The organism is Bacillota bacterium, from assembly GCA_040754675.1.
GTDB lineage: Bacteria > Bacillota > Limnochordia > Limnochordales > Geochordaceae > Geochorda.
The window spans coordinates 1-14,824 of sequence record JBFMCJ010000046.1; the positions used below are offsets into that span (position 1 = coordinate 1).

Below are 14,824 nucleotides of genomic sequence, written 5' to 3' on the forward strand. Positions count from 1 at the left end.
GGCGCTGGAGCAGGCAGCCTCCGGCGAGCCCGCCACGCAGGCGGAGGCGCCCGCGGGCGGCGAGATCGCGCTGTGGGTGCACCCGGCCGGCTCGGAGCAGGGCAGGTCGGTCTTGGACGCGCTGGCATCGGACCTCGACCGCAGCCCTGCCATCATCGCCGATGGGCACCACCGCTACGAGGCGGCCGGCGACTACGTGGAAGAGCGGGCCAGGGCAGGTGAGCTGCGGCCGGACGGGTCCGCCGCAGAGCCGTTCGCCCTGGCCGGAATGGTCCCGCTGGAAGGCGGAGGCCTCAGCATCCTGCCGGTCCACCGGATCGTGGGGCCCGCCGGCCGGGAGGTCCGCGAGGCGTTACGCTTCTCTCTCTACGAGCACTTCATCCCCTTGAGCGAACCGGAGCTGCCCCCGCCGCTGCGGGACCTGTGCCGAAGGGGCGAGCATGACGCCCTTCTGGCCGCCGAAGCCGTGGCAGGCCTGCGAAAGGCGCTCAACCGCACCGTCCTGGGGGTCTGGTGGCGTACCGGGCAGGTGGAGTGGCTCGCCGTGCCGGCCAAGGCGAGCCGCCGCGGCAGCCAGCCCCGCGGCGATCCCCCGGGGGCCGCCGGCGACATCAGCATCCTGCACAGGGGCGCCCTCCACGGATGGCAGCCGGCCGTTGATGCGCAGGGCGCTTCACCTGGAGGGACGGCCGGGCGGTGGGTACGCTACACGTCCTACCCGCGCGAAGCGGCCAGGGCGGTGGACGAAGGGGACGCCGCCGCGGCCATCCTGCTCGCTCCGGTGGAACTTTCGGAGGTGCAGGAGGTTGCGCTTGCCGGTAAGAAAATGCCCGAGAAATCGACGTACTTTTACCCGAAGCTCACGAGCGGGCTCGTCTTGCACGACCTGCGTTTGCCGGTCCAGACGTGGCCGCCCGGCTGACGGGTCTCATCGAGGACGGGAGGTTGTCGCGGATGGTGGCCGGGCTGGAAGATCTTGCGCCGGCCGACCGGGAGAAGTTCCTGGGCGAGGCGCTCACGTTCGATGACGTGCTTCTCCTTCCGGGCGAATCCAATGTGCTGCCGAAGGAGGTGGACGTGAGCACCCGCTTTTCACGGCGCATTCCCCTCAACATCCCCCTGGTCAGCGCGGCGATGGATACCGTGACGGAAGCGCGCCTTGCCATCGCCATCGCCCGCGAGGGTGGCATCGGCGTCATCCACAAGAACCTCACCATCGAGGCGCAGGCCGGTGAGGTGGACAAGGTCAAGCGTTCGGAGAGCGGCATCATCGTGGATCCCATCTACCTCTCCCCGGAGCACACGTTGCGGGACGCCCTGGCGGTGATGGCACGCTACCGCATATCGGGAGTGCCGATTACTGACCCGGAGGGCCGGCTGGTGGGTATCATCACCAACCGGGACCTCAAGTTCGAGGAGGATCTGGACCAGCCCATCGGCCGGGTGATGACCCGGGAGAACCTGGTGACGGCCCCCGTCGGCACCAGTCTGGAAGAGGCCAAGAGGATTCTGCACCGCCACCGCATCGAAAAGCTGCCGCTGGTGGACGCGCAGTTCCGGCTGAAGGGCCTCATTACGATCAAGGACATTGAAAAGGCGCGCAAGTACCCCAACGCAGCCAAAGACGCCAAGGGGAGGCTCCGGGTCGCCGCCGCCGTCGGCGTGGGCCCGGAGGTCATGGAACGGGCAGCGGCCCTGGTCGGTGCCGGCGTGGACGCCCTCGTCATCGACTCCTCTCACGGCCACTCCCGCCGCGTCATCGAGACGTGCCAGCGCCTCAAGTCGGAGTTCGGAGACCGGGTGGACGTGGTGGCCGGCAATGTGGCGACGCGGGAAGCGGTGCGGGTGCTCGCCCAGGCGGGTGCCGACGCCGTGAAGGTCGGCATCGGCCCGGGTACCATCTGCACTACCCGGGTGGTGACGGGCGTGGGGGTGCCGCAGCTCACCGCCGTGTGGGAGTGCTTCCAGGAGGCGTCGCGGCACGGCGTGCCGCTCATCGCCGACGGCGGCATCCGGTACTCCGGCGACATCACCAAGGCCCTGGCCGCAGGGGCCGACTCGGTCATGATCGGCAGCCTCTTTGCGGGCACGGAGGAGAGCCCCGGTGAGGTCGAGATCTACCAGGGCCGCAGCTTCAAGGTCTACCGGGGCATGGGGTCGCTATCGGCCATGCGCGCCGGTTCGGCCGAGCGGTACGGCTACGAGCCGGATGCCAAACCGGTGCCCGAGGGGATCGAGGGGCGTGTGCCGTTCCGGGGGCCGGTGGCCGACATGGTCTACCAGCTCGTTGGCGGGGTGCGCGCCGGCATGGGGTACTGCGGCGCGCGAAACCTGGCGGAACTGAGGCGCCGCGGGCGGTTCGTGCGGGTCACGCAGGCCGGGGTCAGGGAGAGCCACCCCCATGATGTCCAGATCACCCGGGAGGCGCCCAACTACTGGACCCCCTGAGCGCACGGCGGGAACTTCGCCGGGCCCTCATCTCGGTGGCCCTGGTCTTTGTCACATCGGCCGGCCTGGGGGGCGCGGCCGCGGAGCTGGCCGGCCTATCCCGCCGGGACGCCCAGCTTGCGTCGGCTTGGCTGCTTCAGGGCACCGTGGGGGTCGTCGGCTACGCCGGCTGGCGCAGGCTAGCAAGGGGGGATCCAGCGAGGGGGGACCCAGAAGGAGGGGGCAAGGGCGCGCCCCCACCGGGCACGGCCGCCGCATGGCGGTGGGTTCGTGCAGGTCTTGCGGGAGTTCCCTTCGGCGTGGTGCTGGTGGGGGCCCAGGCGGCCGTCAACGCCCTGGTTGGGGCCGGTGCTCAGGCAGCGGGGTGGGGCGAGGTCGTCCGTCGCCTTGGCGTCGAGGAACAGCAGTCGCTCAACGCCCTGGTGCTGCAAGCGGAGGGCATCCGGTTCTTCAGCCTGGTGGTGTTGCTCGTGCTGCTGGCGCCGGTCAGCGAGGAACTGTTCTTCAGGGGCTACCTCTACGGGCTCTTGCGTGGCCCCGGCGGCATGAAGCCATTTCCGGGGGCTGCGGTGTCGGCGCTGGCGTTCGCCGGGCTGCACGCCTACGTGGTGCACCTCCCAGCGCTGTGGGTGGTGGGGGTGCTGCTCGCGCTCTGGTACGAACGCAGGCGGAGGCTGGCGGCGGCCATCGGGGCTCACGTCGGGGCCAACGCGCTGACGCTTGCGCTGCTGCTGGTGGGCAGGATACCGGCGGCTTCCTGATCGCACCCCGGCGGTAACGGGGCACCCTATGGGTGGTCGGGGGCGATCGGCCTATGCCCTGCTTTCAGTGCCCGCATTGCGGGCGGCGGCACGTGGTTCGTCCGTTGGATGTCGAAGACGGTGGGCGCTGCCCGTGCGGGGCGCGTTTTTCGGTGACGGCCCAAGGGGACGAGAGTGAGCCGGCAAGAGCTGGTGCCGAGGAAGGAACGGTCGCGACCTGGGCGCTGGACGAGGACGGCTCGGTGTACGAAGTGCAGTTCTACTCGTGAAGTCCGCCCCGGCCCGCCGCGGCGTCAGATCCGCTCCATGTGTTCAATGGTGAGCACCCAGACGATGGCGCCCCCGACCTCCACCTCGATGGGCATCGGGGGGGTGCCACCGGGGATCTCGGCGACCGGCTGGGGGATCAGGCGCTGCCGCCGCACGCAGGTGGAGCGGATGAGCCCGATCACCTGATCCACCTGGTGGTCTTCCACCCCTACCATCAGGGTGGTATTCCCTTCCAGCAGAAAGCCGCCCGTGCTGGCGAGGCGCGTCACCCCGATACGGACGCGGTTTAGCGCGTCGATGAGCGGACGGCTGTCGCTGTCGTCCACCACGGCGATGATCAGCTTCAATTCTCTAACAACCACCCTTTACCGGCACGGCTGGTGGATTCCCCCTGGAAGCGTACATCCCTGCCCCGGAAGGAGGCGCCGGCCCGGCCGCGGAAGATGGCACCTCCGTACGGTGGACGAGGTCCGGCATCGGGGGTGGCGAGAAGCGTTGATTCTCAACGACCGGGAGATTGCCCGCCTGGCGCGGGAGGCCGGCATGATCGAGCCGTTCGAGGTGGAGCAGGTTCGCGTGGTCGCGGCCGGCACGCCGGACGAGCGGCGGGTCATCTCGTACGGGCTCTCGAGCTTCGGCTACGACCTGCGCGTGGCCAAGGAGTTCAAGATCTTCACCAACGTCAACAGCTCCGTCGTAGACCCCAAGAACTTCGACCCAAGGGCGTTCGTGGACTTCGAGGGCGACGTGTGCATCATCCCGCCCAACTCGTTCGCCCTGGGCCGGTCGGTGGAGTACTTCCGCATCCCCGAGGACGTGGTGTGCGTGACCCTGGGCAAGTCCACCTATGCCCGGTGCGGCATCATCGTCAACATCACGCCCGCCGAGCCGGGGTGGCGGGGGTATCTGACCATCGAGATCAGCAATACCACGCCGCTGCCTGCCCGCATTTACGCGGGCGAGGGGATCGCCCAGATGCTGTTCTTCCGGGGTGAGCACCCCATGGTGACCTACTCCACCCGGCAGGGCAAGTATCAGGATCAGCGCGGCATCGTGCTGCCCAGGGTGTGAGGTGACTCGTATGCTGAAAGGGCGAGTGGACTTCCGCAGCGACACCGTCACGGAGCCGACCGAGGCCATGCGCCGGGCGATGTATGAGGCCGAGGTGGGCGACAGCGCCCGGGGCGATGACCCGACGGTGAACGAACTCGAGGCCGCGGCGGCAGCCATGCTGGGCAAGGAGGCGGCCATGCTGGTGCCGAGCGGCACCATGGCCAATCTGGTCTCCGTGCTTTCGTGGGTGCGCCGGGGCGAAGAGGTGGTGGCCGAGCACCGGGCGCACGTGGTCATGGCCGAAGCGGGCAGCCTCGGCGGGGTGGTCGGTGCCATGGTGCGAACCATCCCCACCCCGGACGGAATACTCAGGCCCGACCAGATCGAGGCCGCCATTCGAACGCCGGGCGTGCTCGCGCCGCGCACCGCCCTGGTCTGCCTGGAGAACACGCACAACTACGCCGGCGGCACAGTCTGGACGGTGGAACAGGTGCAGGCGGCTGCCGAGGCTGCCCACCGGCACGGGGTGCCCGTCCACATGGACGGCGCCCGGATCTTCAACGCCGCGGTGGCGCTGGGCGTGGCCGCGGCAAAGCTCGCGGAGCCGGTGGATTCGCTCATGTTCTGCCTCTCCAAGGGGCTGTCGGCGCCGATCGGGAGCCTGGTGCTCGGCAAACGCGACTTCATCGAAGAGGCGCGGCGGCGGCGCCAGATGGTCGGCGGAACCATGCGCCAGGCCGGGGTCATCGCGGCGGCAGGGCTGGTGGCCCTGCGCACGATGGTCGACCGGCTGGCGGAGGACCACGCTCGGGCGCGCCGGCTCGCCGAGAGCCTGGCAGACATCCCCGGGGTCAAGGTAAACCCGCAGCCCACCACCAACATGGTCATGCTGGACGTGACCGGCACGGGCCTGTCCGGGGCGGAATTCGTCCAACGCCTCGCCGGCGAGCACAACGTGTGGGTCCTGGCGGTGGCGCCGTTCACGCTGCGCTTCGTCACCCACCGCCACGTGGACGACGAGGACGTTGAAAAGGCGGCCGCTGCCGTGCGAGCGGTGGCCCGTTCGGCCTCCCGCTCCGCGGCGCGGGCGGCCGCCGGCTAAACGCCTGCCAGCCGGCTCACCCGTTCGGCCAGATTGAAGTCATGCCGGGTCAGGCCGCCGGCGTCGTGGGTGGAGAGGGTCAGCGTCACCTTGCGGTAGCGAACGAGGATGTCGGGGTGGTGGTTGGCCGCTTCGGCCAGTTGCGCCACCTGTCCCACGAACGCCATGGCTTCCCGGAAGCTGCCGAACTCGAAGGTGCGCACCAGGGCGTCGCCCTGGCGTGCCCAGCCGGGTATCCCCTGAAGCGCGGCCTGGATATCCGCCTCGGTCATCTTCTGGCGCGGCATGGCATCGCCCCCCGCAGGCAAAGGCGCGGCCGCAGGTGGATGGGCCGCCGGTAAAGTGTAGCCGGTTTGCGGGGCGGTGCGGATGTGCACGTCGCGCTGGGGGAAGGGGATCTCGATCCCCTCCTGGTCGAAGCGCTTCTTGACGGCCACGTTGAGCTCGTCGAGGACGCTGAACCGGTCCCTGTAATCCGCAACCCAGCAGATGGCGAGCAAGTTCAGCGATGAGTCGCCGAAGTCGGTGAAGTAGACCGCCGGGGCCGGGTCCTTGAGCACTTTCGGGTGGTTCAGGCACGCCTCCAGCATGACCCGCCTTGCGTGATCGAGGTCGGCGTGGTACGCGACGCCCACCCGGACGCGCACTTTGACCCGCAAATCGGGATAGTTCTGGTTGAGGATGCGGGAGGAGGCCATCTCCTTGTTGGGAACGATGATGAGTTCATTGTCGAAGGAAAGGATCTTGGTCGCCCGCAGCCCGATCTCCTGAACGTCGCCGGTGGTTCCATCGGGCAGTTGGATGCGGTCCCCCACCCGGTACGAGCGGTCCAGCATGATGGTGAAGCCGGCGAACATGTTGGAGAGCGTCTCCTGCGCCGCCAGCGCCAGCGCCAGGGAGGCCACGCCCGCCGTGGTGACCAGCGCCGTCACGTTCACGCCCACGTGGTCGAGCACGACCGTGGCCGCGATGAAGTAGGCGGTCACCGCCACCAGCTTGCCGATGACGGGCACGAAGTGCTCATCCAGGGCCGAGGCCGTGCGGCTCGCCACGTCGGCGAGGTACCAGCGGCTGAGGCCGTCAGCCGCGGCCACCGCGAGGCGGGTGACCGCCGCCACTACCAGCGCGTAGAAGGTGCCGTCGAGGATCCGGCCCGACAGGCTCCCCGACAGCGGCGGAAGCTCGGCCAGCCTCCTGGCCGCTGCATACAGGATCAGCAGCGTGACCGCCCGGGTCATGGGTCGCTCGGCGGCCGTCAGCAACGTGGTGTCCAGAGGGGTGGGCGTCCGGCGGGCGACGGGCAGGAGCACCCGGTGCCACACCAGACGGGCGACGTGGGCCGCGCCAAACGCCAGCGCCACCAGGGCCCCGCTGATGGCCGCCTCCCGGGGCCAGCCAGAAAGCCAGTCGAGGTTCGCCACCATCCAGGCCTCGAACGTGTTGGCCGCCACGGATAGAGATGCCCCCCGGCAGCAAGTTGAGCCGGGTCAGAGGGTTCTGCCGCACCCCCGGCGGCTCCTGGCGCGGTTTTCTGCCAGGGGGTCACGGAACCCAGCGGCTGAGCGGCCTGGTCACGCGGATCAAGAAACGGCTGATACTCGGCAACTCCACCCCGCTTGCCTCTGCGATCGCCAGGGTCGAACCGACCAGCCAGAGCACGCCGTAGACCACAATGACGCGCCACTGCCGGTCTCGGATAGGCCGCCACAGGTCCCAAGCGGCCATGGCGACGAGGAACAGGGCCAGCAACAGGGCGACCGAGATCACTGCCGGGGCTCAACTTCGCCGGTTATCAGGCCCGTTCGGCGGATACGAACTTGCACTTCGACGTCCACCTCAATCTGGGGCAAAAGACCGCGCCAGTGGGGAGAGAGCTTGTTCCACAGAGCCGGCTCTGCGCGGTAAAGCTGCTGCCCGAATCCCGCCGCGTCGGCCCGGAGTTCGCCGTGAAGCCGTGCGAGGGTGCGCCTGATGTCGGCCTCGAGCTTGCCGGCCAGCCTCTCTTCGACCCGCCGCAGTGCCATGGCGTCGAGAGGGGGGAGGCAGGTCTGCTCGAAGAGGTTTCCCTCGACAACCACACGTACCGCAAAGCGGGGTAGAGACGGGCTCGCCTGGCTCCCCCCGCCGGCGGGCCGGGGAGGCAGCAACTTGCGCCTCGTGGTGAACCGGATGGCGTTTACGGACACAGCGCCTTTGACTCCCGGGCAATCGGTGACCAGCAGGAACTGACGGGAGAGGCCCTTGAGCAACACGAGGGCCCGGGTCTCTTCGGGCGAGAGCCATCCGACTAACTGGCCCTTTCGGAAGACCGCGGTACCTTCGACGGCGAGCAGGGCCGGTGGCTCGGCCTGCCCCCCGGGGGTCAGAGCACGGTCGGCCGGAACCGGGTGGGCGAAGGAAACCGCGGGCACCACGGGATCGACGCCCGGTTCGACGTAGTCCGCCATGAAAGCGTGCAGACGTCGCGGCAGCACCAGCGCCGTGCGAAACGCCAGGGTTTCCTGCTGGCCGGCAATGCCTGCGGCGGCGGACGCAAACAGCGGGTTCGGTAACTCCAGGACTCTGTATGCGGGAACCCCTCTTGCCACCACCACCCACGCGGTACGCCGGAAATCCCGTTCCCGGGCAAGCGCGTCCAACAGCGTACCAACGCCCGACCGCGCGAGCTCCTCCCCCAGTACGATCACCCGCAGGTGTGCCAGGGCAGGCAGGCGAGAGCTGAACAGGGTGATGCGTTCCAGGGCCTCGGCCACCGTCCGGCCCGGTGCCCCAACGACCCAGGTCGTGGGGCCCTGAGGCCCGGATGCCGTCCGGGCGAAGGGCATGCCGGGTGCGGTCCCGCCGCCGGCCCCGCCCCCTGCTCCCACGCCTCCTCCGGCCCCGGCGATCCGGGACGGTATCGCGACCTGCATCGTCATCAACACGCCCTGCGCGCCGGGGGGTTCGTCGAAGGCGACCGCCGTGGCGAGAGCCAGTGTGGGCAGTTCGTGGCGATCCCAGCAGCCCACCGCGGCAAGCGCCGAAGCGGTCCAGAGGACAACGGCGAGCACCCCGCGAGCAAGGGCTGCACGCGTCCGGGTGGAGGCGCGGGCCGCGCGGCCCTCAGCGGAGGCCGGCAGTTCTCCCAGCACGCAATCGAGCCGCCGCCGCGAGAATGAGGGTCGGAAGCCATACGTGCGCGGCAACGTAGGGAACCAGCACCCGCGCGTCGGCGAATTGCCGCAGCTCGATGACATCGCGGGCCGTCATCATGGCGAGCACCACCCCAAGGAGCGTCAGGGGCTTTACAATGCGCCGGTGATCAGGGAGCCCTGTCAGGTCGGCGAGGGCAACGGCGGCGCTGTGAAGCACGAGGGAGGCCGTCATGATCAGCCCGAACCCCCATGCGCCCACCGCCACCCCGTCGATCCTCTGCACAAGCTCCCCGAGGGACACAAGCCGCGCCACCATGAAGAGAGGAAAGCTGGATTTCACCGCGAGATCGCCGGTGAGCGCGCTGACTGCCAGGGCAGAGATGAAGGATACCGAGACGGAACCGGAGGCGACGGCGACCAACAGGGTTCGGCGGCCCGATCGCATGTCCAGCACAGAGGGGGCCAGCGCGGGAAACCAGAAGACCGTCGTGTGCCATACGCTGCTGACCAGAACCCCGCTCAGAAGGCCCCTGGCGCCCGATGTCAGCACAGGTCTCAGCCGGGCCATCTCCAGTTCAGGGGTTACCAGAAGCGCAATGAGCAGGATGGACAGCACCATGAACGGGCCGACGAGGCTCGCCATCCGTCCGAGCGTCGGCGTGTCCTGTTCGGCGGCAATGGCCACCAGCAGCCCGACCACGATGAGGACAGCCGCTACGGGGGTGGTGGGGAGGATTATGGTGACAATGGCTTCTGCGTATTCCCGGAGGAGGACAGCGGCCAGGTGAAGATACGACCACAGGAAGACCGCGACGACCAAACTCCCGCCAATCCGTCCAAGAGCCCGGCGTGCCTGTCCCGCGATTCCCTCACCTGCAAAGCGCTCGGCGGCATACGAGACGAGCCAGGCGATCGCCGCGCTCGGTATGAAGCCCATCAAGCTGGCGAGCCAGGCGTCCCGTCCCGCCCGGCTCAGCGTGAGGACCGGCAGGAGGGCAACGGAGATCGTCAGCCTGGATCCGAACGCCAGCCAGAATATCTGGGAATTCGGCAGCCGATTGCCGAGCAGGCGCGCCTCACCCAGCCGGGGGCCTGCGGGTCCCCCGGGCCGGCCTCTCGGCGAGGATGGCGACCGCGCGCTCCCCATCAAGCCGGGCCCACCCCCGGATCGACGCGGCGCGAGTCCTTCGGCAGCACGAAGCGGGGCCGTCGGGTCATCGCCCACCACGGCATGCGAATGACGAAGTCTTTCCAGTCCGAAAGCTGCAGCGGGGCCAGCGGGGCGAGATACGGGATACCGAAGGACCGCAAGGCGCACAAGTGAATCAGGAGAACGACCCCAGCTGCCTGCACCCCGAACAGGCCCAGCGCGGCGCCTCCGAGTGTGAAGAGGAACCGTATCATCCGGGCCGTGATCGCGATGCTGAAGACGGGGGTGGCGAAAGAAGAGATGGCCGTCATGGCCACCACGATCACCGTGGCCGGGCTGACCAAACTGGCGCTGATGGCAGCCTGCCCGAGCACCAGCGCGCCGACGATACTGACGGCCGGCCCAACGCCCCGGGGCAGGCGAACCCCGGCCTCCCTCAGCACCTCCAGCTGAAACTCCATGAGGAGAACCTCGACGAGGGTCGGGAACGGTACGGCCTCCCTCGCCGACGCGATGGAAAGCAGCAGCGACGTGGGCACCAACTCGTAGTGGTAGGTGCTGATGGCGACATACAGGCCCGGGAGAATGATGGACACGGTAAAAGCGGCCAGACGGAGGGACCGCAGGAGCGAGCCGACCGCGAACCTTTCGTAGTAATCTTCCGCCACAGTGAGCAATTGAATCAGCACAACGGGCCCCACCAGGGCAAAGGGCGTTCCGTCCGTCAGGATGGCGAAGCGACCCTCCAGCAAGTTCGCCGCCACCACGTCCGGACGCTCGGTACGCAGGGTCTGCGGGAACGGTGAGTAAGGCGAATCCTCGATGAATTCCTCGACGTAGCCCGACTCCACTATGCCGTCGATCCGGACCCGGCGCGTCCGGGTGCGCACGGTCTCCAGGAAATCGGGGTCAATGAGATCGACGACATAAGCCAGAATGACTCGTGTTCCCGTGCGGGCGCCTACCCGGCGCTCCTCGATTCGGAGACCCGGGTGGCGGATACGGGCGCGAAGGAGGCCCACGTTGGTGTCCAGGAGTTCAGTAAAGCCCTCCCGGGGAACCCGCACCCCGGTCTCCGCTTGAGGCTCTTCTACTGCTCGACTCGGACGCCCCGAGGCATCGGCCAGCCAGATCACGTTCGTTCCCGGTGGGAAGACCGCTACCCAGCCATCCAGGAGCTTCTGCATGGCCCGGTCCACGCTGCGCGTGGCGACTATCTCCGGGACCAGCAGTGGCGCCACATCGCCCGCCGCGTTCTGCTCTTCGAAGTCCGGTCGAGTGCCGAGCACCTGGAGGATTCCCTCGGAAATGAGCTGCCGGTCTGCGAGGCTTTCGAGGAAGACGACCCAGTAGACCTGGCCTCTCCTCGCCCTTCGTCCCGTGGCCCTAACCCGGCGAACTACCAGGTCGGTCGGACTGCCCAGCCGGCTCCGGATGGCCCTTACGACGGGTGGCTCGGACTCTCGGGCGGGAGCCCCGGACCGTCTCGCCGGTGCTGGCATCTCCCTGCGCCCGGGCGGGCGTCCGGCCGTTTTGGCGGTGATGGCTTCGCGCTTGCCCAGGACGCGAGAGAAAACCCACGTGAACGCATTGGGCACGGTGCTCCTCGTTCGCCCCCTGACGCACACTATGGCCCGTGGCCTTCGTGCCGGGGCCGGTCACATCGCTTAGAGTGCCCAAAGCTCAGAACCCAATTTCATCTCGCGGGGGAGGGAGGAGCGGGGCCGTGAGCCGGCACCCGCTCCTGATCGGCGGAACTGCCCGTGCCGGTGTCAGAGCTACGGCAGAGCGATGAGTTGCCCGGGCATCAGCGACCAGGCGTTGGCCCCCGGATTGGCGGCGACGATGGACTCCCAGCTGATGCCGAGGCGCTGGCCGATGAGATAGAACGTATCGCCCGGCTGCACCACGTACGTTCGAGTCGGCGTCGACCCGCCGGGCGGCGTGGGGATCCGGGCCCGGGGGATGGTCAGGCGCTGGCCGGGCATGAGCCACCAGGGGTTCACGCCGGGGTTGGCGGCCATGAGCGCCTCCAGGCTGATACCGTGGCGCTGCGCGATCAACCACAGGCTGTCGCCCGGCTGCACCACGTACGTGTTTCCGGTAGGCGGCGTCCCGCCCGGCGGGTTGGGGGCCCCGCTGCCCGGGATGGTCAGGCGCTGGCCGGGCATGAGCCACCAGGGGTTCACGCCGGGGTTGGCGGCCATCAGGGCCTCCAGGGTGATGCCGTGGCGCCGTGCGATGAGCCACAGGGTGTCGCCCCATTGCACAACATACCCACCCGATGCCGGAGGCTGTGTGCCCGGTGGTTGCTGGCCAGGCGGCTCAGTGCCCGGCGGCTCGTTGCCCGGGGGCTCAGTACCGGGGGGTTCCTGCCCAGGAGGCTCGGTGCCCGGGGGCTGCGTTGCCGGAGGCGTTCGCCCCTCCCCCAGCAGTTCCGCCACCACGTTCCAGATGGCGGGATCCTCGAAGCCCAACCTCCAGAGCGCCACGCCGCCGAGCTGGTTTTGCGTGACCAGATTGAGCTTCTGGCGAGTGCTCTCCGCGTTCTCGAAGTAGACGACCCGGGGCTGCCCGTTCTCGGTGTACTGGAAGTACGGCGCCTGGGCCACGCTGTCCCAGAGGATGGTAGCTCCCTTCGACTGCGCGAGCTGCGCGGCGTCGCGTGCCTTGATCATGGTCGCCATGCCGCCCGACTTCGGCCAGTCGTAGCCATAGCCGGCGATGCCGAGCAGTAGCTTCTCCTCGGGGACGGTGCGGGCGGCGTACTCGACCACGCGCTGTACCCACGGGAGCGAAGCGATGGGGCCTGCTTCGGACGTGATCCAGTGTTCGTCGTAAGTCATCAGCGCGATCTCGTCGACGGCTTGTCCCAGCGCCTGGTAGTCGAACGCGCCGCTCCACCCGTTGTTGGGGTCATCCCAGGTCTTGGCAGGCACGGCGATGCTGACGGTCCGGCCCTGGGGCTTCAGGCGCTCTGAAAGGCGCTGGACGAACTGGCTCAACTGAGCGCGGTGCTGCGGATCGACGTTTTCCAGGTCGATCTGGACCCCGTGATAGCCCTCGCGCGCCAGGAGGTTTTCGATCTGGTCAATGGCGCGGGCTTGAACGGCCGGGTTGGTGAGAATTGACGTGGCGATCCCGCGGTCAAACCCGCCCCGGTAGTTGTGAATCACCGCCTCGACCTTGAGGCCCCGGGATCGAGCGAGTTCCATCAATTTGGGGTCGGACTGCCCGGTAACGTTTCCCTGTTCGTCAAATTGGAAAAGGAACGCACCGACGGTGTCCACCCGGTCAACCTTCGAAAGCGATTCAAAAGCAGCCGTGTCACCGGGGTAATCAACGGGGTAGTACCCGTAGACCACGTAAGGGACGTTGGACGGAGCTGCGGTGGCCGCGGCCATTGAGCCGGAGACGCCGACAATGACAGTTAATGCCAACGCTGCTACGGCTGACCAACGCTGCATTGAACTCCTCCTTTGTGCGAGTTCTGGATGTTGAGGAATTCGATACGGCGTCATGGTGGCCTTTAGTGCATTTGTGGGGCAGTTGGAGGGCCAGTTCCAAACTGGTGCCTCATGGGATGGTTAACAGCACAGGGTTGCATAAGGTTGCAGGGGAGGGTTTTGACGCAAATGGAACTCGGGCGACTCCTGCGCCAGGTCGCGCCGGTGGCGCTCCTGGCTGCCGTCCTGGCAGGGTTTGTGTGGCAGGCCGTTTCGGAGGACAGGCGGCGAGCGTATCCGGAGGAACTGCGGAATCTCCTGGAACAGGCGCGATCGTTTCAGGACAACCTGCGGGTGGCCCTGGAGCCCGCCTTCAAGCCGATGGCGTTGAACTATGTGCGGGAGCGGTACGCCTCCCCGGGCGTGGACATCGACATCCGCAGTGTCTCAGTGCGCAACGACGGGCGCTTTCCGGTCATCGTCGAGGTGATCGGGGGGACCCGGGGGCTGTACCGGCAGGAGAAGTTCTTGTTCTGGTGGGAGCGCGAGGGCTGGCACATGCGGTACGTGGAGGGGGACCTCTAACTAGTTGCCCCTGATAAACTCGTCCAGCAAAGCCCGTCGTGACGGGCTCACCCCTCTCCTCCCCGAGACCGAATGATGCTAAAATCGGCCCTAGGGGGCATGGCATCGTGCGTCGGGAGCGCAACGTGGCTTTCAAGGCCGACCTGTTCGAAAGCCTCATCGACCCGCAGCTCTTCGAGCTGCCCAAGGAGCTGGCCATCATCGACCGGCTGCTGGACGACGAGCGCTTCCTGGAGCCTATCCGGCGCAAGCTCACGGCTCGGCGGGGTCGGCCCACCATTCCCCTGGAGACGTACCTGCGCATGATGTACCTGAAGCGCCGCTACCGGCTGGGCTTCGAAGCGCTGGTCAAGGAAGTGGCCGATAGCCTGGTCTGGCGGAGCTTCTGCCGGTTGCGCCTCACCGACAAGGTGCCTGACGCCACCACCCTCATCAAGCTGACCCACCGGCTGGGTCCGGAAGTCATCGAGCAACTCAACGACGCCCTGATGGCTCAGCTGGTCGAGGCGCGGCTGATGAAGCGCCACGGCCAGCGGATCCGGGTGGACACCACGGTGGTGGAAGCGAACATCCACCACCCCACCGACGCGGGCCTGCTGGCCGACGGGGTGCGGGTGCTGACGCGGCTGATGCGCCGGGCCAAGCAAGCCGACATCGGGGTACGCCTTTCGGTTCGGAACCGCATGCGCTCGGTCCGCCGCCGGCTGCGCCGCATCAGCCAGGCGCTTCGCCGGGGCGGGGAGAAGGCCCAAGCCGAGGTAGACCGCCTCACCGCCGAAGTGGCTCGGCGGGCCGAGCAGACGCTTCAGGAGGCCGAACGCATGGCCCGGGCCGTCCAGCGCCGCATCCGTCAGCTCGGTCCGGCGGTCGGCTCT

General features: G+C 68.2%; 14 protein-coding genes. 7 read left to right on the forward strand and 7 right to left on the reverse strand.

The features are described 5' to 3' along the window. The 3 genes from AB1609_04585 to AB1609_04595 form a co-directional block, all read left to right on the forward strand. On the forward strand, positions 1-922 hold a 922-nt coding region (locus tag AB1609_04585; GenBank protein MEW6045748.1), incomplete at its 5' end, for a DUF1015 family protein. Between the two features lie 32 nt (positions 923-954). Continuing rightward, complete coding sequence (guaB, locus tag AB1609_04590) at positions 955-2,448, forward strand: IMP dehydrogenase (protein ID MEW6045749.1); 1,494 nt, start codon at positions 955-957, stop codon at positions 2,446-2,448. A gap of 35 nt (positions 2,449-2,483) precedes the next feature. Next, complete coding sequence (locus tag AB1609_04595; GenBank protein MEW6045750.1) at positions 2,484-3,209, forward strand: CPBP family intramembrane glutamic endopeptidase; 726 nt, start codon at positions 2,484-2,486, stop codon at positions 3,207-3,209. Between the two features lie 293 nt (positions 3,210-3,502). Here AB1609_04595 and AB1609_04600 read toward each other — a convergent pair whose 3' ends face one another. After that, entirely contained in the window at positions 3,503-3,826 is a 324-nt protein-coding gene (locus tag AB1609_04600; protein MEW6045751.1) for a cyclic-di-AMP receptor, read from the reverse strand. 148 nt (positions 3,827-3,974) lie between these two features. On the opposite strand from AB1609_04600, the gene dcd reads away from it, so the two are divergent. After that, positions 3,975-4,550: a dCTP deaminase gene (gene dcd / locus AB1609_04605; protein ID MEW6045752.1), complete on the forward strand. Its 576-nt coding sequence runs from the start codon at positions 3,975-3,977 to the stop codon at positions 4,548-4,550. 10 nt (positions 4,551-4,560) lie between these two features. Further along, positions 4,561-5,634, forward strand: a complete 1,074-nt coding sequence (locus AB1609_04610) for a GntG family PLP-dependent aldolase (protein ID MEW6045753.1) — start codon at positions 4,561-4,563, stop codon at positions 5,632-5,634. On the opposite strand, the gene AB1609_04615 is transcribed toward AB1609_04610, so the two are convergent. From AB1609_04615 to AB1609_04640, 6 genes are all read right to left on the reverse strand, one after another. Continuing rightward, on the reverse strand, positions 5,631-7,085 hold the full coding sequence (locus tag AB1609_04615; protein MEW6045754.1) for a 4a-hydroxytetrahydrobiopterin dehydratase: 1,455 nt from the start codon (positions 7,083-7,085) through the stop codon (positions 5,631-5,633). The two genes, AB1609_04610 and AB1609_04615, sit on opposite strands and share 4 nt — an antisense overlap. Positions 7,086-7,176: 91 nt before the next feature. After that, entirely contained in the window at positions 7,177-7,401 is a 225-nt protein-coding gene (locus tag AB1609_04620; GenBank protein MEW6045755.1) for a hypothetical protein, read from the reverse strand. After that, positions 7,398-8,765, reverse strand: coding sequence for a Ger(x)C family spore germination protein (locus tag AB1609_04625; GenBank protein ID MEW6045756.1), 1,368 nt, complete (start codon positions 8,763-8,765; stop codon positions 7,398-7,400). The genes AB1609_04620 and AB1609_04625 overlap by 4 nt, the downstream gene beginning before the upstream one ends. Beyond that, positions 8,737-9,915 carry a GerAB/ArcD/ProY family transporter gene (locus tag AB1609_04630; GenBank protein ID MEW6045757.1) on the reverse strand — a complete coding sequence of 393 codons (1,179 nt, stop codon included), beginning with the start codon at positions 9,913-9,915 and terminating at the stop codon, positions 8,737-8,739. Before AB1609_04630 ends, AB1609_04625 begins: the two co-directional genes overlap by 29 nt. Continuing rightward, positions 9,915-11,516 (reverse strand): spore germination protein, encoded by a 1,602-nt coding sequence (locus AB1609_04635; GenBank protein MEW6045758.1) that lies wholly within the window; start codon positions 11,514-11,516, stop codon positions 9,915-9,917. Before AB1609_04635 ends, AB1609_04630 begins: the two co-directional genes overlap by 1 nt. Positions 11,517-11,696: 180 nt before the next feature. After that, positions 11,697-13,385: a LysM peptidoglycan-binding domain-containing protein gene (locus AB1609_04640; protein MEW6045759.1), complete on the reverse strand. Its 1,689-nt coding sequence runs from the start codon at positions 13,383-13,385 to the stop codon at positions 11,697-11,699. A 168-nt stretch (positions 13,386-13,553) separates the two neighbouring features. Between AB1609_04640 and AB1609_04645 the strand changes: the two genes are divergently transcribed. Together AB1609_04645 and AB1609_04650 are read left to right on the forward strand one after the other, a co-directional pair. Next, complete coding sequence (locus tag AB1609_04645; protein MEW6045760.1) at positions 13,554-13,949, forward strand: hypothetical protein; 396 nt, start codon at positions 13,554-13,556, stop codon at positions 13,947-13,949. 107 nt (positions 13,950-14,056) lie between these two features. Then, the coding region (locus tag AB1609_04650) for a transposase (protein MEW6045761.1) at positions 14,057-14,824 on the forward strand (768 nt) is incomplete at its 3' end.